At 40.8% G+C, this 19,953-nt stretch carries 22 protein-coding genes; 7 read left to right on the plus strand and 15 right to left on the minus strand.

Annotation, left to right across the window (positions count from 1 at the left end; translation table 11 throughout):
* Positions 1-116 precede the first annotated feature (116 nt).
* The gene (locus ACE1CC_RS14885) at positions 117-329 is read right to left on the minus strand and encodes a hypothetical protein (RefSeq protein WP_413271216.1); all 213 of its coding nucleotides are present in this window, start codon (positions 327-329) and stop codon (positions 117-119) included.
* Positions 330-416: 87 nt separating this feature from the next.
* Here ACE1CC_RS14885 and ACE1CC_RS14890 point away from each other — a divergent pair, with 87 nt between their 5' ends.
* Together ACE1CC_RS14890 and ACE1CC_RS14895 are read left to right on the plus strand one after the other, a co-directional pair.
* Positions 417-695: a TIGR02450 family Trp-rich protein gene (locus ACE1CC_RS14890; protein ID WP_413271217.1), complete on the plus strand. Its 279-nt coding sequence runs from the start codon at positions 417-419 to the stop codon at positions 693-695.
* Positions 696-748: 53 nt separating this feature from the next.
* Positions 749-1,621 (plus strand): aldo/keto reductase, encoded by an 873-nt coding sequence (locus ACE1CC_RS14895; RefSeq protein ID WP_413271218.1) that lies wholly within the window; start codon positions 749-751, stop codon positions 1,619-1,621.
* Positions 1,622-1,668: 47 nt separating this feature from the next.
* Here ACE1CC_RS14895 and ACE1CC_RS14900 read toward each other — a convergent pair whose 3' ends face one another.
* Positions 1,669-2,187 carry a DUF937 domain-containing protein gene (locus tag ACE1CC_RS14900; RefSeq protein ID WP_413271219.1) on the minus strand — a complete coding sequence of 173 codons (519 nt, stop codon included), beginning with the start codon at positions 2,185-2,187 and terminating at the stop codon, positions 1,669-1,671.
* A gap of 225 nt (positions 2,188-2,412) precedes the next feature.
* Here ACE1CC_RS14900 and ACE1CC_RS14905 point away from each other — a divergent pair, with 225 nt between their 5' ends.
* Positions 2,413-2,952 carry a carbonic anhydrase gene (locus tag ACE1CC_RS14905; protein ID WP_413271220.1) on the plus strand — a complete coding sequence of 180 codons (540 nt, stop codon included), beginning with the start codon at positions 2,413-2,415 and terminating at the stop codon, positions 2,950-2,952.
* Positions 2,953-3,012: 60 nt separating this feature from the next.
* Here ACE1CC_RS14905 and ACE1CC_RS14910 read toward each other — a convergent pair whose 3' ends face one another.
* Positions 3,013-3,402, minus strand: coding sequence for a GxxExxY protein (locus ACE1CC_RS14910; RefSeq protein WP_193985537.1), 390 nt, complete (start codon positions 3,400-3,402; stop codon positions 3,013-3,015).
* A 114-nt stretch (positions 3,403-3,516) separates the two neighbouring features.
* On the opposite strand from ACE1CC_RS14910, the gene ACE1CC_RS14915 reads away from it, so the two are divergent.
* Entirely contained in the window at positions 3,517-6,264 is a 2,748-nt protein-coding gene (locus ACE1CC_RS14915) for a valine--tRNA ligase (RefSeq protein ID WP_413271221.1), read from the plus strand.
* Between the two features lie 59 nt (positions 6,265-6,323).
* Here ACE1CC_RS14915 and ACE1CC_RS14920 read toward each other — a convergent pair whose 3' ends face one another.
* The 3 genes from ACE1CC_RS14920 to ACE1CC_RS14930 all read right to left on the minus strand — a co-directional run bounded on the left by ACE1CC_RS14920 (position 6,324) and on the right by ACE1CC_RS14930 (position 8,273).
* On the minus strand, positions 6,324-6,527 hold the full coding sequence (locus ACE1CC_RS14920; RefSeq protein ID WP_413271222.1) for a hypothetical protein: 204 nt from the start codon (positions 6,525-6,527) through the stop codon (positions 6,324-6,326).
* Between the two features lie 38 nt (positions 6,528-6,565).
* A complete protein-coding gene (locus ACE1CC_RS14925; protein ID WP_413271223.1) occupies positions 6,566-7,378 on the minus strand; it encodes an Rpn family recombination-promoting nuclease/putative transposase in 813 nt (270 codons plus the stop codon).
* A 106-nt stretch (positions 7,379-7,484) separates the two neighbouring features.
* The gene (locus tag ACE1CC_RS14930) at positions 7,485-8,273 is read right to left on the minus strand and encodes an Rpn family recombination-promoting nuclease/putative transposase (RefSeq protein WP_413271224.1); all 789 of its coding nucleotides are present in this window, start codon (positions 8,271-8,273) and stop codon (positions 7,485-7,487) included.
* Positions 8,274-8,539: 266 nt separating this feature from the next.
* Here ACE1CC_RS14930 and ACE1CC_RS14935 point away from each other — a divergent pair, with 266 nt between their 5' ends.
* Positions 8,540-8,776 (plus strand): NfeD family protein, encoded by a 237-nt coding sequence (locus tag ACE1CC_RS14935; protein WP_413271225.1) that lies wholly within the window; start codon positions 8,540-8,542, stop codon positions 8,774-8,776.
* A gap of 95 nt (positions 8,777-8,871) precedes the next feature.
* On the opposite strand, the gene ACE1CC_RS14940 is transcribed toward ACE1CC_RS14935, so the two are convergent.
* The 3 genes from ACE1CC_RS14940 to ACE1CC_RS14950 form a co-directional block, all read right to left on the minus strand.
* A complete protein-coding gene (locus tag ACE1CC_RS14940; protein ID WP_413271226.1) occupies positions 8,872-9,156 on the minus strand; it encodes a type II toxin-antitoxin system RelE/ParE family toxin in 285 nt (94 codons plus the stop codon).
* Entirely contained in the window at positions 9,153-9,380 is a 228-nt protein-coding gene (locus ACE1CC_RS14945; protein WP_413271227.1) for a hypothetical protein, read from the minus strand. Before ACE1CC_RS14945 ends, ACE1CC_RS14940 begins: the two co-directional genes overlap by 4 nt.
* Before the next feature lie 101 nt (positions 9,381-9,481).
* Positions 9,482-11,860, minus strand: a complete 2,379-nt coding sequence (locus tag ACE1CC_RS14950; protein ID WP_413271228.1) for a tetratricopeptide repeat protein — start codon at positions 11,858-11,860, stop codon at positions 9,482-9,484.
* Between the two features lie 257 nt (positions 11,861-12,117).
* On the opposite strand from ACE1CC_RS14950, the gene ACE1CC_RS14955 reads away from it, so the two are divergent.
* Positions 12,118-12,249, plus strand: coding sequence for a hypothetical protein (locus tag ACE1CC_RS14955; RefSeq protein WP_413255224.1), 132 nt, complete (start codon positions 12,118-12,120; stop codon positions 12,247-12,249).
* 277 nt (positions 12,250-12,526) lie between these two features.
* Here ACE1CC_RS14955 and ACE1CC_RS14960 read toward each other — a convergent pair whose 3' ends face one another.
* The 5 genes from ACE1CC_RS14960 to surE form a co-directional block, all read right to left on the minus strand.
* Positions 12,527-14,236 carry an ABC-F family ATP-binding cassette domain-containing protein gene (locus tag ACE1CC_RS14960; RefSeq protein WP_413271229.1) on the minus strand — a complete coding sequence of 570 codons (1,710 nt, stop codon included), beginning with the start codon at positions 14,234-14,236 and terminating at the stop codon, positions 12,527-12,529.
* 170 nt (positions 14,237-14,406) lie between these two features.
* Positions 14,407-15,447 carry a DUF1611 domain-containing protein gene (locus ACE1CC_RS14965; protein WP_413271230.1) on the minus strand — a complete coding sequence of 347 codons (1,041 nt, stop codon included), beginning with the start codon at positions 15,445-15,447 and terminating at the stop codon, positions 14,407-14,409.
* Between the two features lie 17 nt (positions 15,448-15,464).
* On the minus strand, positions 15,465-15,923 hold the full coding sequence (locus tag ACE1CC_RS14970) for a hypothetical protein (protein WP_413271231.1): 459 nt from the start codon (positions 15,921-15,923) through the stop codon (positions 15,465-15,467).
* A gap of 18 nt (positions 15,924-15,941) precedes the next feature.
* The gene (locus ACE1CC_RS14975; RefSeq protein WP_413271232.1) at positions 15,942-16,997 is read right to left on the minus strand and encodes a dipeptide epimerase; all 1,056 of its coding nucleotides are present in this window, start codon (positions 16,995-16,997) and stop codon (positions 15,942-15,944) included.
* Positions 16,998-17,107: 110 nt separating this feature from the next.
* Positions 17,108-17,932 carry a 5'/3'-nucleotidase SurE gene (gene surE / locus ACE1CC_RS14980; RefSeq protein ID WP_413271233.1) on the minus strand — a complete coding sequence of 275 codons (825 nt, stop codon included), beginning with the start codon at positions 17,930-17,932 and terminating at the stop codon, positions 17,108-17,110.
* Between the two features lie 130 nt (positions 17,933-18,062).
* Here surE and pheS point away from each other — a divergent pair, with 130 nt between their 5' ends.
* The gene (gene pheS, locus ACE1CC_RS14985; protein ID WP_413271234.1) at positions 18,063-19,067 is read left to right on the plus strand and encodes a phenylalanine--tRNA ligase subunit alpha; all 1,005 of its coding nucleotides are present in this window, start codon (positions 18,063-18,065) and stop codon (positions 19,065-19,067) included.
* A 664-nt stretch (positions 19,068-19,731) separates the two neighbouring features.
* Here pheS and ACE1CC_RS14990 read toward each other — a convergent pair.
* On the minus strand, positions 19,732-19,953 hold a 222-nt coding region (locus ACE1CC_RS14990), incomplete at its 5' end, for a hypothetical protein (protein ID WP_413271235.1).

The raw sequence follows: 19,953 nt of genomic DNA on the forward strand, positions 1-19,953 counted from the left end.
CTGTTGAATTTTTTTGTTGTCAGAAAAGTTCAGCAGGCATCAAGCTATTTGTACGTTGTTGCGCTTTAGCGCTACTAACTAATAGCGCTGAAGCGCAACAACGTACCAAATTTTGACTATTCTTCTTCTCGCAAATCCGATCGCAAATTGTCGCCTTCATTAATCATTTGCGGGGCAAAACCGGGATTAGAGAGAAGTTCTTTGGGGTTATCGGGAATGTTACCAGTGCGAACTAAATCTCTGGGATCTACTACATTGTCGTCGTCAGTTTGGGGAGGCGCATCAAGATTTTTTTTGTATCCAGGTTGTTTAGGTGCTTCGCCAGTCATAATTTTTGCCAATTTAACATACTTTTTTTAGCCTAGAATTAGGATTAGGAAACATACACTATCGGAAGACAGATTAGAGATTTAAAGATGACGAAGAAGCAGAAATTTCCCCATTTAGTTGGTTCTAAATGGACAGCATTACAAAAAACTTGGGGTTGGAGACATTTTCAAGTAGTAAATCGCAAGAATCAAGGGGAATGGGTATTTGCTGAGATGGTTGCTTCTTGCGATCCAAATGTGCGATTTTGGATTAATGCGAAAGCGTTAAAAGATCGGACGATGTGGCAAGCGGGGTGGCAAACTTTACAAGAAATCCACAATCTTGAGATAGACTCGGTTGAAGAGATGATATCAGAAATACTTTAATCAAGCGGAGATTAGAGTAACCTATAATTTTAAGTGCAGCCAAGGTTCTAGTGATGGAAACGAAACGGTTAGGAAAGAGTAATATTAGTGTAAGTGCGATCGGTCTGGGTGGAATGCCGATGTCATTAAGCAGCAGACCACCTGAATCGCAATCAATCCAAGTCATACATCGCGCCCTTGACTTGGGAATTACATTCATTGATACAGCAGATTCTTATTGTAAAGACGAAACAGATAAACATCACAATGAGAAACTAATTGCTAAAGCATTAAGCGAGTATGCGGGTGATGTTAGTAATGTGATTGTTGCTACCAAAGGCGGATTAATGCGCCCGAATGGTGCATGGACAAGGAATGGAAATCCTGAGCATTTAAGAGAGACAATTAGGGAAAGTTTTCAGGCGTTGGGTGGGGGGAAAGCGATCGACTTATGGCAATATCATTCACCAGATCCAGAGTATAGTATTAAAGAATCGCTAACAGTAGCGAAAGAAGCTGTAGACGAAGGATTAATTAAATTTGTTGGGGTCTCTAACTTTTCAGTTGAGCAAATTAAACGGGCGCGAGAGATAGTAGAAATTGTTTCGGTACAGAATCAATTTAACCCTTGGTATCGCTTGCCAGAAATTGATGGGGTATTGAGATATTGTGAGAGAGAGAGTTTAACTTTTTTACCTTGGAGTCCGTTAGGTGGAAGTCGGAGAGTTGGGAGTTTAGAAGATGTAGAAGCGATCGCACAACTAGCAACAGAAAAACAAGTATCTGTATATTGTATTGTTTTAGCATGGTTAAGAGCCAAATCGCCTTGTGTTGTACCGATACCTGGGGCGAGTAAAGTTGCTAGTATTGAGGATTCAGTACGGGCGTTAGAAGTAACATTAACTGAGGCAGAAATAGCAAAGATCGATCGAGGTACAGAAGGTTAAAAGGTACGTTGTTGCGCTTTAGCGCTGAAGCGCAACAACGTACTTTATTATCTGCTGAAATAGCGACCTGCCATTTGCATTGCATCAGCGATATCGACATCGCCATCGCCATCAGCATCGAGGAAATTATTAACTACAGGATTTTCACCTTGAGGATTTTGAGTGTTGTTACCAGCTTGGAGGAAATTGAGTACTAGAGGTACTAACATGGGGAGAAGTTGGAGGATGGTATTGCGATCGATCCCCGTTCTTTGAGAAACTACATCTGCCACTGATTCCCACTGAGAACCAAACAAAGCATTAACAGCAGAAGGATTGGGAGAAGTCCCAGCAAATTGATTGATGATACCTTCAACTAATTGATTACCACCTTCAGCACGCTTTTCCTGTAAAGCAGAACGCACCAAACTACCAACACCCGACAAAGCAGTTTGCATTGTAGAACTATCAGTACCTTGGTTGTTTTGTAGCTGCTGGACGCTATTAAAAATGTTAGCCAGTTGACCTGCATTAGCTTGCAAGTTAGGGTCATTAACTGCGTTGAGTATTTGGTCGAAAAGTCCCATAGTTTTAGATTTTTTAGTTTATACAGCTAAAGTTTTGTAGTTTCCTGAAGCTTTTACTGAGATATTGTACTCAAAGGAGGTGGAACCTCCCACATCCTCGTTCCCAGGTTCAACCTGGGAACGAAGAATGGAGGCTCTGCCTCTTGGTGCAAGATCTCAGTTTTACCCGATAATCATAAACAGAGTTTGCTCAGATAGACAAAAGCCTTATGGCTGAATTTTCGCATGAAGTATAGTTGTTATTGTTCGATGAGTCGTCGTTGGTTTTTGCGATCGATCTTACCAGGTGCGCTATCGTTAGGTATTTTAGGTGTTACACAACCAGCTTTAGCCCAAAAAACAGCGAAAGCTTTGGTGCTCAGTTGCATTGATTTTCGGATATTGGAAGCGGAACGTTATTTTTTATCTTTAAATAACTTGGGAAATCAATATGATTTAACTGCTTTAGCGGGGAGTTCTTTGGCGTTAAGTGGTCTACCACATCCGGCTGATGCTCAAGCTTTTTGGGATCAGTTAGAGTTATCTTATCGCTTGCATCATATTCAAAAGGTGATTATTTTGGATCATCAAGATTGTGCGGCTTTTGCTGATAAAGTTAGTCCTGATTTGAGTAAGGATGCAGAGTTGGAGTTGCAGGTGCATCGGGAGTATTTGAGTAGGGCTTATTGGGAGATTCGGGAGCGTTACCCGGATTTGAATATTGAGTTATACTTTGTAGGTCTGAATGCGGATGTTAAGCCGATCAGTCCTTTGGCGAAGGTTTAAGAGTTTTTTTTGAACCGCAAAGAACGCAAAGAACGCAAAGAAGAAGAAGGAAGAAAAGGATTAAGAGGAGAGGACTATGCGTTTAATGCCGTCTTTGAGTATTTGGACGTTGAAGTTGATTAGAAGGGCAAGGGGGTGTTTAGTTGCCTTAAGATAGGAAATTACTCTTGCTTGTTGTATCGGAGGTACGTTTTCCAAGGCTTTTAATTCAACAATTAAGTTATTTCCCACTAAAAAATCTAATCTGCCTTCGCCAACTTCTTGACCCTTGTAGTGGACTGCAAAAACCACTTGACGCTTGAAAGGTATTCCTCGCAAGTCAAATTCTACAGCTAAAGCCTCCTCATAAACTGCCTCTAAAAACCCTGGCCCTAATAATCGATGTACTTCGATCGCTGCCCCAATTACAGCATAAGCCAGCTGCTCCACTTCCTGACTTGGTTGCCTCATCCTTTTCTCTCTCCTTCTCTTTCTTTGCGTCCTTTGCGTCCTTTGCGGTTCAAAAAAACTCTTCCCCCTCTCCCTATGGCAAAATTTTACAAGAAACAGCGAATCCCTTAACCAATGACACTAAACCTCCCCCCCCAATACGACCCCTTCTCCACCGAATCTAAGTGGCAAACATTCTGGTCAGAAAACCAAACCTTTAAAGCAAACCCCAAAAACGACGGAAAATCCTACAGCATGGTCATTCCGCCACCCAACGTTACGGGTAGTCTCCACATGGGGCACGCCTTCGGACAAACTCTCATGGATATCCTCGTCCGTTACCATCGAATGCAAGGTTACAATACTCTTTGGGTTCCCGGAACTGACCACGCCAGCATCGCAGTTCATACCATGCTGGATAAGGAATTTAAAAAAGAGAAAAAAACCCGTTTTGATTTCGGTCGTCAAGCATTCCTCGAACGCGCTTGGGAATGGAAAAATAATTCCGGGGGTGCAATAGTTCACCAGATGCGCCGTTTGGGTATCTCGGTTGATTGGTCGCGGGAACGTTTCACAATGGATGAAGGTTTGACGAAGGCGGTTATTGAAGCTTTCGTTCGCCTTTATGATGATGGTTTGATTTATCGTGGCAATTATTTGGTTAACTGGTGCCCAGTTTCTCAATCAGCGGTTTCTGATTTGGAAGTGGAAAATAAGGAAGTAAACGGTCATTTATGGCATTTCCGTTATCCACTAACTGATAATTCGGGTTATTTGGAAGTTGCGACAACTCGACCGGAAACTATGTTGGGTGATACTGCTGTTGCGGTTAATCCTAATGATGAACGTTACCAACATTTAATCGGCAAAACTCTCACTCTGCCAATTATGAATCGGGAAATTCCCATTATTGCTGATGAGTTGGTTGATGCTACTTTCGGAACTGGTTGTGTTAAGGTGACTCCGGCACATGACCCGAATGATTTTGAAATGGGTCAGCGTCACAATCTGCCGTTTATTAATATTATGAATAAGGACGGTTCGCTAAATGAAAATGCGGGGCCGTTCCAAGGTCAAGACCGTTTTAAGGCACGCGAAAATGTGGTGAAACGGTTGGAGGAAGATGGGTTTTTGGTGAAGATTGAGGAGTATAAGCATAGTGTACCATTTAGCGATCGCGGAAAAGCCCCGATCGAACCTCTCCTCTCAACTCAATGGTTTGTCAAAATTCAATCTCTCGGAGAAACAACTTTAAAATTCTTAGATGAGCAAAATTCCCCCAATTTTGTTCCCCATCGTTGGACTAAAGTTTATCGCGATTGGTTAGTAAAATTAAAGGATTGGTGTATCTCTCGTCAATTATGGTGGGGACATCAAATTCCCGCTTGGTATGCTATCAGCGAAACGAATGGCGAAATTACAGATAGCACTCCTTTTGTTGTTGCATATACGGAAGCAGAAGCTTGGGAAAAAGCTAAAGCTAAGTTTGGCGAAAATGTCAAAATAGAACAAGATCCAGATGTTTTGGATACTTGGTTTTCTTCCGGTTTATGGCCTTTTTCTACTTTGGGTTGGCCGGAAAAAACAGAAGACTTAGAATTTTATTATCCTACAGCTACTCTGGTTACAGGTTTTGACATTATCTTTTTCTGGGTTGCCAGAATGACTTTGATGGCAGCTTATTTCACTGGAAAAATGCCTTTCCGTGATGTTTATATTCACGGTTTAGTCTTAGATGAAAATGGCGAAAAAATGTCTAAGACGAAGGGAAATGGAATCGATCCTTTGGATTTGATTGATAAGTATGGAACTGATGCAGTACGCTATACTTTGGTGCGTCAAGTCGCTGGCGCAGGTCAAGATATTCGCTTAGATTACAACCGCAAAAAAGGCGAGTCTTCCGCAGTAGAAGCATCCCGAAATTTCACCAACAAATTGTGGAATGCCTCCCGATTTGTGATGATGAATTTGGAGGGATTAGAACCCAATCCCCAATCCCGTAGGACAGGCATCTTGCCTGTCATTCCCAATCCCCAATCCCTAGAATTATCTGACAGTTGGATTCTCTCCCGATACAATCAGGTTGTGCAACAAACTACTCAATATATCGATAATTACGGGTTAGGTGAAGCGGCGAAAACACTTTACGATTTCTTCTGGGGTGAGTTCTGCGATTGGTACATTGAATTAGTCAAATCTCGTCTACAAAAAGATGCTGATGCAACTTCTAAAAAGGTTGCTCAACAAACTCTTGCTTTTGTATTAGAAGGGACTTTAAAATTAATTCATCCCTTTATGCCTCACATCACTGAGGAAATTTGGCACACTCTCACTCAAGCTGATGAATCAGCATCTTTGGCGTTACAAGAATTTCCAAAAGCAGATGCAAATCTGATTAATTCTGAGTTGGAAGCAGATTTCGATTTGTTAATTAACACAATTCGCACAATTCGCAATTTACGCGCTGATGCTGATATTAAACCATCAACTAAAGTAACAGCAATTTTGCAAAGTGAAAGTGAAAAAGAACGCCAAATTCTCACATCAGGCGAGACTTACATTCAAGATTTGGCGAAGGTGGAAAAACTAACTATTACTCCTAGTTTAAATGAGGATGTTGGACAATCAACTACTGGCGTTGTTGGTACTATCCAAGTAATTGTTCCTTTAACTGGTGTCGTAGATATTGCAGCTTTACGCAGCAAATTAGAGAAGAAGTTGAGCAAAATTGAGAAGAACATTCAATCACTTTCAGCGCGGTTAAATAATCAAGCTTTTGTGGCGAATGCTTCTCCTGAAATTGTCCAAGCTGATAAAGATGCTTTGGCGGAAGCGGAGAAACAAGCGGAAATTTTGCGCGAGAAATTGCAGCAACTCCAGTAAGTTTTTGTTTAGTGCGATAAGCTGTAGGCGTATCGCACTTTTACTTTCCGTTTATAGTTTCAGTTAGCAGACTGTTGTTCCCCCGCCTTCTTTACTTGTTCCACATCCAAGTCTAACGCCTGTGCTATTTGTTCCACAGTTAATCCCACTGCTAACAACCGGGGTACTGTTGCTAATTTACCTTCTTGAAGACCCTGTTGAAAACCCTCTTGGAAAGCTTCTTGATAGAATCTTGTTTGCTTTAATTCACTTAAGCTAAACATTGCTCTATTTCCTCTCGACTTTGGTATTACTTAGAAAACTATTGTTCCGCTACCTTCCTAACTTCCTCGACATCTAAACGCAAAGCTTCTGCTATTTGCTCGACACTGGCTCCTAATGCTAACATTGGGCGAACTGCTGCTAATTTTCCGGTGATTTCACCTTCTTGGCGACCTTCTTGGCGACCTTCTTGGCGACCTTCTTGGAAAGCGTCTTGATAGACTCTTGTTTGCTTTAATTCACTTAATCCAAACATTGCTTCTATCTCCTTTTGACTCTTGTTTGGTAACTTGTAGACCAATATAGTCTCTATTAATTGTAATACTTGGGTCTGGGTTAGTTCATCAGGTATTTCTGACCTGACTTTATTTATCAGATTTCTTGCTTGTTCTACGGCGTTTTCTTCTGGGGAAATGACTAATTTGATTGTTCCAACACCGATAGATTGTTCTGCTATTTCTCCCAGTTGATTTAGATAGATGCGTCTGACTCGTTGACTGGTGAAAAATTCGCGGTAATGTTTGATATCTCCGGTGTCTGTGCTTTGGTTGGGATATAAAACTACTGCACGCCAGTCGTTTTCGGGTTTATTTTGACGTAAGTATAAAAAGATTTCAGCGAAAAAGCGAGAGTAGAATTCTGAGTCGGGTTGAAACTGAACTTCGAGAAAGTAAATTGGGTTTTCTTCGCCTGTTGCGGGAAGAAATACGCCGTCAATGCGAAAGGCGGTTTGTTTGATTTCAACTGATGAGAATTGATAGTTGTTTGCTTCTTCTGGGGGACGGTTGATTAGTTCAAAGAAGATGCTGGGGAAGGTTTGGAATAGGCGGTAGAAGAGGGAGTCAGTTTTCACGAATTGGGAGATTTGGGGGTTGGTTTAATTGTAATGGAAAGGGTGCGATATGCTTATGACATATCGCCATTTGAAAAACACAGTAACTTCCTTTTTACTTGTAGTTTTAATTAGAAGATTCCGGTTGCGCCGCCTTCCTGACTTCCTCGACATCTAAACCCAAAGCTTCTGCTATTTGCTCGACACTGGCTCCTAATGCTAACATTGGGCGAACTGCTGCTAATTTTCCGGTTATTTCACCTTCTTGGAAAGCTTCTTGATAGAATCTTGTTTGCTTTAATTCACTCAATCCAAACATTGCCTCTATCTCCTGACGACTTTTACTGGGTAGCTTATAAACTATGATAGTCTCGATTAACTGAAGTAGTTCTCTTTGGGTAGCTTCATCAGTTATTTCTGATCTGATTTGGTTGATTAATTCTCTCGCTTTTGTCTCGGTACTTGACTCATTTTCAATTACTAATTTGATTGTCTCAATGCCAATAGATTGTTCTGTTGTTGAGTCTAATTCATTTAGATAAATGCGTCTGACTCTTCCTGAATTGAGTAACTCGATATACCGTTCTGTTTCTCCTGTATCTATACTTTGACTGGGATAGATAATTACTCCGCGCCAATTGTTTGTTAGTTCGGTTTGATTCAGGTAGAGGAAGATTTCGGTGAAAAATCGAGAATAGAATTTTTGATCTGGTTGAAACTGAACTTCGAGAAAGTAAATTGGGTTTTCTTCACCTGCTGCGGGGAGAAATACGCCGTCAATGCGAAAGGCGGTTTGTTTGATTTCAACTGATGAGAATTGATAGTTATTCGCTTCTTCTGGGGGATGGTTGATTAGTTCAAAGAAGATGCTGGGGAAGGTTTGGAATAGGCGGTAGAAGAGGGAGTCGGTTTTCACTGATTGGGAGATTTGGGGGTTGGTTTAATTTTAGACCAAGGGTAGGAAGATAAGGATGTTATTCCGAAGTTAAGGAAGTTAAGCTAAGGGTTTATTTTGTTGTCATAGATTTGCTGGTGTCTGGAATGCTTGTTGGTGCTGAATTTGCCAAGTTGATTTTACTACAGCTTATCTTATTGCTTAACTTCGGGATCTCCTCTGGTTAAGGTTGGTTTGATGGTGCAAATTAGATTCTGTTACCCCAAATGTTCGGAGGGAGGTAATTAGTGGTAAGTTTATTTGTGCCGGAAAATGTTGAGGTGTTTTCGGAAGCGGTAATGGGAACGGTGGAAAAGACTATTACTCAAAATCTGCCTGGAAGAGTTAAGTGTTTGGGTAGTTATTGGCCTGCTCGATTTTATCATTCTAATTGTGATGTTATTGTTTTTCCTGATGATTTTGTGCAGGTTGTTGGTAGACAGGGAATTACTATGCTTGTGGTTCCGGTAAATTTGGGTAATTAATCAATAATGGTTTGATTTTCAAGACTGGCGGGAGTTTAAACCCACATTCTGCAATCTCAAGTGTCACAATCGGTTATTTCTGTTTACTGACGCAGTTAATAAACTTCATCATGCGTGCCTATGTCAAGCAGAACAATAACTTCACTTTTGGTTTCTGTATCGATTTCGATCGAGAAGACAATACGACAATCATAACCACAAGAGCAGGACTGAAGACCGTCAAACTTGCCGCTTAGTTTGTGGGTGGCGAGGGCTGGGGCAAATACGTCTGCTTCCATTTGTTGAAGAGTGTCTTCAATGCGTTGCTGGAGGTCAACATTTCGCTTGACAAACTTGCGGAATGCTCGTTTGAATTTGGAGGTTAAAACCAGTTGTCTCATACTTCTGGCTCATGCAAAGACTGGCGCAATGCTAGAATGACTTCTTGGGCTGACTGGCGTTGAAATTTACCTGCATGGAAGTCAGCCAGATTTTTTTCCGCATCGGCAGCCATTTCTGCTCGGCGATTTTCGCGGAGGCGATTTTGCAGAATTTCGATCAGCATTTCCTGCTGTTCGTAGGGCAGTTGCAAAGCAGTTTCTAGCACTTGGTCAAGGGTATTCATGGGACTGTTGCTATTGCCTGTGATGTTGAAATAGAAATGCAAAATTTGAGTAAATTATATCACTTATCTCTGACTTTTTCGAGGTAATTTGGTTAATGATTTTACCCATTTTCCATCGCCTGTCGCACTTTCTCAACTTGCTTGGGTGCTTCCATTTCGGTGAAGAGTCGAATTGCTTGTTGAAATTTTGGCTGACTTTTTTCGGTGTCACCCATTTTTTGATAAGTTAAGGCAAGTTGATAGTAAGCTTCGGCTAAGTCGCATTTAGCGCCTATTTTTTCTAGGAGTTCTATTGATTCTGTATGATGGGAAAGTGCTGTTGTAAAATCTCCCTGTTCTCGATAAAGTTCTGCAATACCAAACAAAGCTATACCTTTAAGCTGGATGAAATTAATTTGTTCGGCATATTTAATTGCTTTTTGATACGTTTCCATAGAGAAAACAAATTTACCTAAACTTTTATACGCAATTCCTAAATGAAATAACCTATAGCCTTGGCTTCTAATTCCTAAACTTTTTGTGGAAATTTCTTGATTTACTAATTCTACTAATTCTTCCACCTTTTTTCGATAATTTATTTTTGAGTATAAATTAAGACCTAAAGATGAATACAAAGAGGCTAATTTGCTCCATGCCCTAATTTGATAACCATGTAAATTATTTTCTTTGGCTATCAAGTTTGCTTGTTCAATATCTTCTATAGCTTGATGTAATTCACCAATCTCTCCTTTGCAAATGCCTCGATTAAAGAGATAAACTATGCTTAAAATTTTGCAGTTATTAATAATGTTACTATCTTTTTGATCTATAGTTTCTAAATATGCCTTAGCTATACAGCCCGATTTTTCATGATAATCAATTGCTTTTTTTATATTTCCATTTAGCCAAACTAGATCCCCCATTAAATTATAAAGTTTTGCTAAACAGTATTTATCTTCTACTTTCTCTATAACTTGGCTTATCGCTAATAACATTGGTCGATAAATTCCCAGTCTAATAAAAGAACTTCCCAGGCTAGCAACAGTAAGACTATCAATCAAATAATCTTCTGTCTGGTTTATATCTTTATTTTCTATAATGACGCTACCAGCTTTTTCAAAATTGTTTATAGCCAAATAATGATAATATTCTTCCAAAGCTTGCAAAGCATCTTCAACAGTTTCAACCGTCTTCACACTCTCCGTCCAAAACTCTGCTGCTTTCCGATTCGCAGTCTCCCAATCTTCACTTTCCCTCAATCTTTTTACCGCTTCTGCCCTAATCACTGGATGCAGCCAGTATTCCCTATTGCAAAAATCTACTAAAGACCGATCTTTCAAAGAGTTAATTACCCGCTTACGTTGACTAACTGGAACATCCCAAAGCAAACAAGACAAACCCTTCTCAGAATCGTTCTCAGGAACTTTTGGAACATCTTGATAACGATAACATCCCAAACGGCAGAGAAGTTTATAAGCAGAGGAATCGAGTTGTTGCAAGCGATCGAACTGACTAACAACCAACCCTTCTAATTCTCTCTCAATCAACAAATCATCCTTATTCGCTTGCCAATAAGCCGCTAAACTATTGTTATATTCCTTAATCGCACCAGGGAAAATTTGCATGGCTTTGGCATTTCCCCCGTAAGCTTGGTGCATCGCATTCAGCACTTCTGTATCTATCGGAATTTTGCGGCTGTTAAAAAACTTTTCCCATGCGGCGATATCCAAACCTTCTAAGCGATAATTTTCAACTGTTACTGCTGCTTCGCGCAGACGTTCGCGGCTGGTAATTAGGGTAACAGATTGCACTGCTGGATCTGCTAAAGCAGTGAATAATTCCACATATTTTCGGTGTGCTTCGATGCACCTGCCTTTTTCATCTAGTGCTGGTTCCAAATTATCAATTAATATGCCTATTCTTTGCTTGGGATTTCGCAATTGCTGCCTCAATCTATCCAGGGTAACGCCAAACTCTCGCCCTGGTTCTTCATCAAAATATCGCCGCAACCATTCTTCAATTACACTTTCAGCTGAAGTAATATTTTGAGTTTCTTTTGCCATCCGCAGATCGAGTATTTTATCGAATCCCTGCGTGTGGAGAAATTGCCACGCCAGCGTTGTTTTGCCGATACCGCCTTTACCGTGAATGACGATCGCTTTTGCACCTTGTTCGATTAGGTTTTTTAGGTGTGCGATCGCACCCTCCCGCCCCACAAAATTCGGATCTAGCGTCGGTGGCGATACCTGAACATTAACAGAAAGGTCACTTTCCTCTAGTGTTAGCCCTAATGCACTGAACAAAGCCTCGATCGAACTTTCATCAACCCTTTTTTTCCGCCGCTTTATCTGTGAAACAGTGTCGGTACTTAAACCAGATAGTTCCGCTAAACGTTCATTAGAACATTTACCGTCAAACTTTTTCTTTAGCGCATCTTGGAATTTATTCCAGCCATTCTCGCTGAGGAAATAGCTCCGCCGAATCCGTTTTTGTTGAATCATCGCCTATTTGCCTAAAACCCTGGTTGCCGAAGTTACACCGATCTTAAGGAAGATAATAGCTTTTTTGGGATTTTAGGGTAGGGATGCGATCGTAAAATGTATCGTTTCCGAAAGCTGAGAAGTACTTAGGCGCGAGTTTTCCAGAATTTTAGCTAAATCAACTAAAGTTCCTGCCTATCTCCTGAATCTCCTCTGGTTGAGATTCTTGGAAAGTTAGAAACTGGATTCAGTTGAAGAATCAGGAGTCCTAGAGCGCTATGAAAGGCAAACATTTCCAAGAATTCTTAACTGTACTGAGTATCACTGCCAATGTCCTCACAATTTGGCATGATTATCGGGCTTTAGCACTTGCATTGGCTGTGACAATAGCGTATTACCGATATCGGTGAAAAAGCAAAAGAATAAAGACGAACAATAAATCAATTCACTAAACCAAACCCGCCCAGAAATCATACCAAATCCGGCTTAAATACCCCCGTTATTCTTTAGTCCGCGTAGGCGGACTTTGTTTATGTAGCAGCGATTTCAATCGCCCAATCATAATGGGGTTAACTTCTGCATCTGCATAGATTCAAAAATACAAAACAGCAGAATTGGAAAATCTGGTGAATAGAGAAGAAATTTTGCTTCGCGCTTTATCTTCAATTTCACCAGTTTCCTGAAAGTTTATTTGCGTTTTGCTGCTGCTTTTTTAGCTGCTTCTTTAGCTGCTTTTTCGGCTTTTTTAGCCGCTTTTTCGGCTTCAATTTTGGCTAATCTCGCTTGTTCTTTTTCTTCGGCAATTTTATCTAAGTAATAATGATAATCACCTAAATAAACGCGGAATTCTCCATCGCGAATTTCGACAATTTTGTTGGCGACTTGGGAGATGAAATAGCGATCGTGCGAAACTATAATCGCCGTTCCATCATAGTTTTGTAATGCTTCTTCCAACATTTCTTTAGCAGGAATGTCCAAATGGTTTGTCGGTTCATCTAATATTAATAAATTAGCTGGACGTAACAACATTTTTGCTAATGCAAGTCGCGCTTTTTCTCCCCCACTTAATGCACCAACTTGTTTATATACCGTGTCGCCACTGAACAAAAAGCGACCTAACAAAGTGCGAACTTCTTCGTTTTTCCATTCGGGTACTTCATCATGAATTGTATCCATGACGGTTTTTGTTAAGTCTAATGCTTCGGCTTGATTTTGTTCAAAGTAACCGGGAATGACGTTATGTGCGCCTAGTTTTACTGTTCCTTCGGTGGGTGTTTCTAATCCTGTAATTAAACGCAGTAATGTAGATTTTCCGGCACCATTTGGGCCTAAAAATGCTATGCGATCGCCTCTTTCAATTAACAATTCTGCTCCTAAAAACAGAATCTTTTCATCATAAGTATGCACCATATCTTTGATAATTACTACTTCCCGACCGCTACGAGGTGCAGGGGGAAACCGAAAATGCAATGTTCTCAAAGAACCTGTGGGTGCTTCGATTCTTTCAATCTTTTCTAATTGTTTTTCTCGGCTTTTTGCTTGGGTGCTGCGTGTGGCGCTGGCGCGGAAGCGATCGACAAATGCTTGCTGTTTTTCTAATTCTTTTTGCTGACGTTCGTAAGCTGATAATTGCGCTTCTTGGTTTTCGGCTTTTTGCAGCAAATAGTTGGAATAATTGCCTAAGTAAGTAGTAGAAACTCCCCGTTCTGTTTCGACAATTTGCGTACAAAGACGATCTAAAAACTCCCGGTCATGTGATACAATTACCATTGGAGTGGTTAAACTTTTCAGGTAATTTTCCAACCATTCAATTGTTTCTAAATCTAAGTGGTTTGTCGGTTCGTCTAACAGCAGAACATCGGGTTTTTGCAGGAGGATTTTACCCAAACTCATCCGCATTTGCCAACCGCCACTAAAAGCACTGACTAAGCGATCGCCATCCCCCAATTCAAAACCCAATTCCGGCAAAATCTTATCAATTTGTGCGTCTAAAACATAACCATTTAAAGCTTCAAATTTTCTTTGAAACTTATCCATTTGGTGAATCAGTTTATCCAATTCTTCTGGGGTAGCAGTTTCCATTTGTCGATGCACTTCCGATAAAGCTTCATGCACATCGTTTGCTTCCCCAAAAGCACGCCAAAATTCTTCTTTAACTGTGCGGCTAGGGTCTACTTCAAATTCTTGGGTAAGATATCCTATATGTAAACTTGCAGGACGAATGATTTCGCCAGATGTCGGTTCAATTTCTCCGGTGATAATCTTGAGTTGGGTAGATTTACCCGCACCATTAACACCAACTAAACCGATTCTATCCCCTGGCTTTACTTCCCAGTTGACATCTTTCAAAACCTCGCCTGTGGGGTAAATTTTACTAATATGTTCGAGTCGCAGCATTCAGAAGTCTCCAGGAAGTTAAAACAAGGGGTTTTTCGCCGCTCGATCGGTGCAGCAATAAAACAGACCGAAACAATCTTAACAAAATTTAATGGCGATTGTGTGCATCAGAACTGGCTAATTTCTGGGTGTGAAGGCGCGATCGCTAATTTTTCAAGTTTCTTTGCGGTTCAATTCAAAACTGTATCTAACAACAAATCTCCTCCAAATCTTACTACATCAGTGCAAGGTAAACCTGTTTCTATCTTAACTTGCTCGATCGCACTTCCAGCCCTTTCCTCATCCAAATGTGCAGTATTAAGCGCGATCGCACTCACCCTAACTTCAGCAAAAGCACCCGCACAAAAAGCCACACTTTCATACAATTTCACCACCTCTTTTAAAGGTGGAATTTGCACATGAGGAAGGTTGCGAATGTGTGTTTGTCCTGCCCGATGTACTAATATTAAATGTGTAGGTTGAGAACCGCGCAAAAGTGGTAAAGTTGCCGTAGAACCTGGATGTAAAAGCGAACCTTGTCCCTCTACAAACAGAATTTCATTTGCTTCCCCATGACGCATTACTAACTGTTCAACTGCACCAGCAGCGAAGTCAACTCGCACCGCATCTAAAGGTATTCCATCACCAGAAATCATAATTCCTGCTTGTCCAGTTCCCAGGAATTTTGATTTTAATCCTCGGTTTTTTGCGGCTTTATCTAATTCTAAAGTAGTTGACATTTTGCCAACTGCCATATCAGTTCCAACGGCTAAAACACGACGACAAGAGAGCGATCGCGCTTTTGCACTCCCCACACCTAAACCCGCAGGTTCTTGACGAATATCCCAAATCCATTGTCCTTCTTTTAGTAATGTTTGAATCTCTGGATCTTTCCCTAATTGAGTGTGTAAACCATTCATCACAGATAAACCAGCAGCTACCCCTTGTTTAACTTCTTGAAACCAAGGTTCTGGTAAAATTCCCCCGGAAGGTGCTATCCCAATTGCTAATACATCGGGATGGTAAGAAAGTGCCTCTGCTACTGATGCTACAATTGGTATATCGTGAGGAATTCCTGTTAGTTTCGGTAGAGATTCTCCGGCTGATTCTTGGTCGATTACTGCTACGACTGGCGATCGACTATACCGTAAAAGTGCTAATCCGGTTTTGCCGTGAATTCCTTTAATTCCTTCGTGCAGTAGGATGGCTAATTTTTGGTTAGATTTCAGCATAGTTAATTACCTAATTATCAGTTCTTTTTTAAGACAGTCCCGGAACACCTGACATAAGAAAATTTCGCATCTTCTGGTTTATCAAATGTTAATCCTTCACTGGCGTTAGCATTCCATTCTCCCTTCAAAGTGCTGCGGGTTAATTCGCGGATATCTACTACAGAACCTCCCATATTTGGGCCATCACCGATGATGATAGAATTGGGGTTTTGCGGAGATGTTACATAGATTCCTTGATAGGAAGTTTGCCAAAGTCCATTCTTTTTCTGCATCCAAATGTATTGACCTTTGCGAGTATAAATAAAACGAGTTTGATTACATTTTCCCGGTGTACTCCATTCACCTATTAGCAAAGTTTGATTAATTTTCGTCATCGCTGCTAAGGTTCCTTGAGTGAAAGCGAAAAATAAGAAAAACAGATAAACAAAAGAAATTTTTAGAGTTTGACGGCGGGAATTAAATAAATTTTGCTGCATAGTGTTTTTACCTCGTTGTTAAGAAATTTCTTTATCCTCTCTTATTATCCCCAATCCTGGTAAATCATTGGGTAACAAACGACCTTCTTTTATGGTTGCACCTTTGAAAGGATCGTCTAATAAATTTAGGTGACTGTCTAAGTCTAAATAATCTGCTAATGGGGAGAGGTGGGAAAGGGCGGTATTTGCCAGCGAACTATCAGAATAACAGCCAAACATTACTTTTAATCCGCAAGCTTTGGCTGTATTAATCATTCTCATTGCTTCAGTTAAACCGCCAGATTTCATCAGTTTAATATTGATTCCATCGACTTTATCTGCTAAACTGGGAATATCTTTACTGGTAAAACAACTTTCATCGACAAAGATGGGAAGCGGGGATTTTTGCTTTAATTCTATTAAGCTTTTTTCTTCTCCTTTTTCTAAGGGTTGTTCTACATAATTTACGCCATATTGAGCTAAGAACTCACACATTTTTACCGCATCTGATAAACTCCAACCGCCATTAGCATCGACGCTGAATTTTGCTTTAGGTGCTTGTTGGTAAACGGCAGTAAACATGGCTTGATCTGCGGCGATTCCTTGGGGATTTCCCAGTTTAATTTTAAATACTTTGGCATCGATAAAGTTTACCCAATCTTGCACTCTTTTTACGGCAGCTTCGGGGGTGTTGATGCCAACTGTGACGGAGGTGGGGACGATGTTTTTACAATCTAAGCCCCAAAGTTTCCAAAGTGGTAAACCTGCCTTTTTTCCCGCCCAATCATGTAACGCTACGTCTATTGCTGCACAAGCGGCGGAAGGTAATTTTGTTTCTTTGAAAATTTGTTCTATTTGTTGTCTTTCTAAGGGGTGAAACTGTTCTAATTTTGGGGCAATTTGTTGGAGAGTTTCTTGGAGAAAGGGGGTTTTTTGCGGGGAGTTGCCAATAGAAAAAGGCGAAGCTTCTCCCCATCCGGTAATTCCTTCTGCTTCGATTTCTACCCAAATGTTTGTGCTTTGGGATGTTGTTCCTCTACTTATGGTTAGGGGGAAGCGTTTGTTGACGGTGAAGGTTTTTATTTGGATTTTCATGCGTTGATTTAGGTTGAATTTTTAGAACGCAGATGAAAGCGGATAAACGCAGATGAACGCAGATGTAGTTTTAGATTTTGGTGGGGATGCTGAGGTTTTGTGATTTGGAATTAAGCAGGGTTGTTTCCTAGATCCCAATCGTTTGTTAGTTTTCCCCATTGTTGTAAATCTTGCAATCCTGAACCGTAAGTTAAGTCGTATTGTAAAGGGGTGATGGTAATAAAATTTTTGCGGATTGCTTCTACATCTGTGAGAATTTCTGGGGGTAAAAAAGCATGGGTTTGGGATTCTATTTCTTCCTGTACTTCTCCGGTTAACCAATAGTAAGTTTTACCACGCGGATCGATGCGTTTTTCAAATACATCAATGTAGCGACGTATTCCTTGGCGAGTGATTGCTACTCCTGCTATTTCTTCCCATTCTACAGGCGGTACGTTCACATTTAACAACATTAATTGCGGTAATGGTTTTTTGGCTAAACGATCTAATAAAAGTTTGGCAAAATTCGCTGTAGGTTGAAAGTCTCGGTGGGTAAAACTGGTTAAACTAAAAGCGATTGCGGGTATTCCTTCAATTACTCCTTCCATTGCAGCGGAAACTGTTCCTGAATATAAAATATCTGTGCCTAAATTTGCACCATGATTGATGCCGGAAAGTACATAGTCGGGAGGGCTATCTAATAATGCCCAGATGCCTAATTTTACACAATCGGAAGGTGTTCCAGAACTTGCCCAAGCTTTTACCGAGGGATGAAAAACTGATTCTACCACTTCGGCGCGAATGGGATCGTGCAAGGTTAAACCATGTCCGGTTGCCGATCGCTCGCGGTCAGGACATACTACACTAACATCATGGCCTGCCTCTGCCAAAGTATTGGCTAAGGTGCGGATGCCAAGTGCGAAAATACCGTCATCGTTACTGATTAAGAGTTTCATATTCTGATTTTCAGAGATTATGAGCTTCGGATCAACCGCAGTTCTAAGAAAAGATCGAAAATCTCTTAAACTGGTAGCGATAGGCTGTGTTTACCCACACCTTTCCCCTTCTGTTTGACAATAGATTAGCATGACGAATCAGCCGAATGAATTAGAGGCAAAACTAACAGCGTTAAAAGTTGACGCGCAAAAAGCGATCGCCGCTGTTAATACTTTACCCCAACTCGAAGAATTGCGAGTTGCCTATTTAGGTAAAAAAGGTCAACTTTCCCAAATTTTAGGAGGTTTGGGTAAACTTTCCCCAGAAGAACGTCCGAAAATTGGCGCGTTAGCGAACGAAGTTAAAGAAGCTTTGCAAACTGCTTTAGAAAGTCAGAAATCATCTTTACAAGCAGCGGAAATTCAAGCGCGGTTGGAAGCAGAAACTATTGATGTTACAATGCCCGCTGTTTATCGCCCGCAAGGTCGAGTACATCCGATTAATAGTACTATTGATAGGGCGATCGATATTTTCGTCGGGATGGGCTACACTGTGGAAACTGGCCCAGAAATGGAAACCGATTACTATAATTTTGAAGCCTTAAATTTCCTTCCAGATCACCCCGCCCGCGATATGCAGGATACTCTCTATTTACCTGATGGAAATTTGTTGCGAACTCACACTTCCAACATTCAAATTCATTATATGGAAGAGAACGATCCGCCAATCAGAGTAATCGCACCTGGGCGTTGTTATCGGCGGGATACTGTTGACGCTACCCACACCGCAGTTTTCCATCAAATTGAGTTTTTCGCGGTTGATGAAAACTTAACTTTCACGGATTTGAAAGGAACAATTAAAGAGTTTTTGCATCAAATGTTCGGCGAAGAAATGGAAATTCGTTTCCGCGCCAGTTATTTCCCATTTACTGAACCTTCCGCCGAAGTTGATATGCGATGGAAAGGTAAATGGCTGGAAATTATGGGTTGCGGAATGATCGATCCAAATGTGCTTAAATCTGTCGGTTACGATCCTGAAACTTACACAGGTTTTGCCGCAGGTTTTGGTGTAGAAAGAGTCGCTTTACTGTTGCACCAACTTGATGATATTCGCCGTTTATATAGTAGCGATTTGCGCTTTTTGCGGCAGTTTTAGTAGGGGCGAAGCATTTGGGCGACAATTTATGAAACTAACCAAAGATGTTTGTATCCAAATGCTTCGCCCTCCCCGACAGAAAAGCTGTATCTAACAATCTTGCTGTTGGGAAATTAAGTTATTGTAGGGGCGAAGCATTTGGGCGACAATTTATGAAACTAACCAAAGATGTTTGTATCCAAATGCTTCGCCCTCCCCCACAAACAACCTATATCTAACAATCTTGCTGTTGGTAAATTAAGTTATTGTAGGGGCGAAGCATTTGGGCGACAATTTATGAAACTAACCAAAGATGTTTGTATCCAAATGCTTCGCCCTCCCCGACAGAAAAGCTGTATCTAACAATCTTGCTGTTGGTAAATTAAGTTATTGTAGGGGCGAAGCATTTGGGCGACAATTTATGAAACTAACCAAAGATGCTTGTATCCAAATGCTTCGCCCTCCCCCACAGATAACCTGTATCTAACAATCTTGCTGTTGGTAAATTAAGTTATTGTAGGGGCGAAGCATTTGGGCGACAATTTATGAAACCAATCAAAAATGTTTGTATCCAAATGCTTCGCCCTCCCCCACAGATAACCTGTATTTAATATCATGTCCGGTTAATCAGACATAGTATCCTTAATCCAAAACCCTGTAGAGATTGATATATAACGTCTCTACATTATGGGTAATCAACCGGACATGATATAACACCTGTATTTAACAATCTTGCACCAAGACAGGGCGAAGCATTCGGACAGTTATATGTTGGTTGAGTTTCATAAATTGTCGCCCTTGCACCAAGACAGGGCGAAGCATTCGGACAGTTATATATTGGTTGAGTTTCATAAATTGTCGCCCTTGCACCAAGACAGGGCGAAGCATTCGGACAGTTATATATTGG

This window comes from Floridaenema aerugineum BLCC-F46, assembly GCF_041929345.1.
Taxonomy (GTDB): Bacteria; Cyanobacteriota; Cyanobacteriia; order Cyanobacteriales; family Aerosakkonemataceae; genus Floridanema; species Floridanema aerugineum.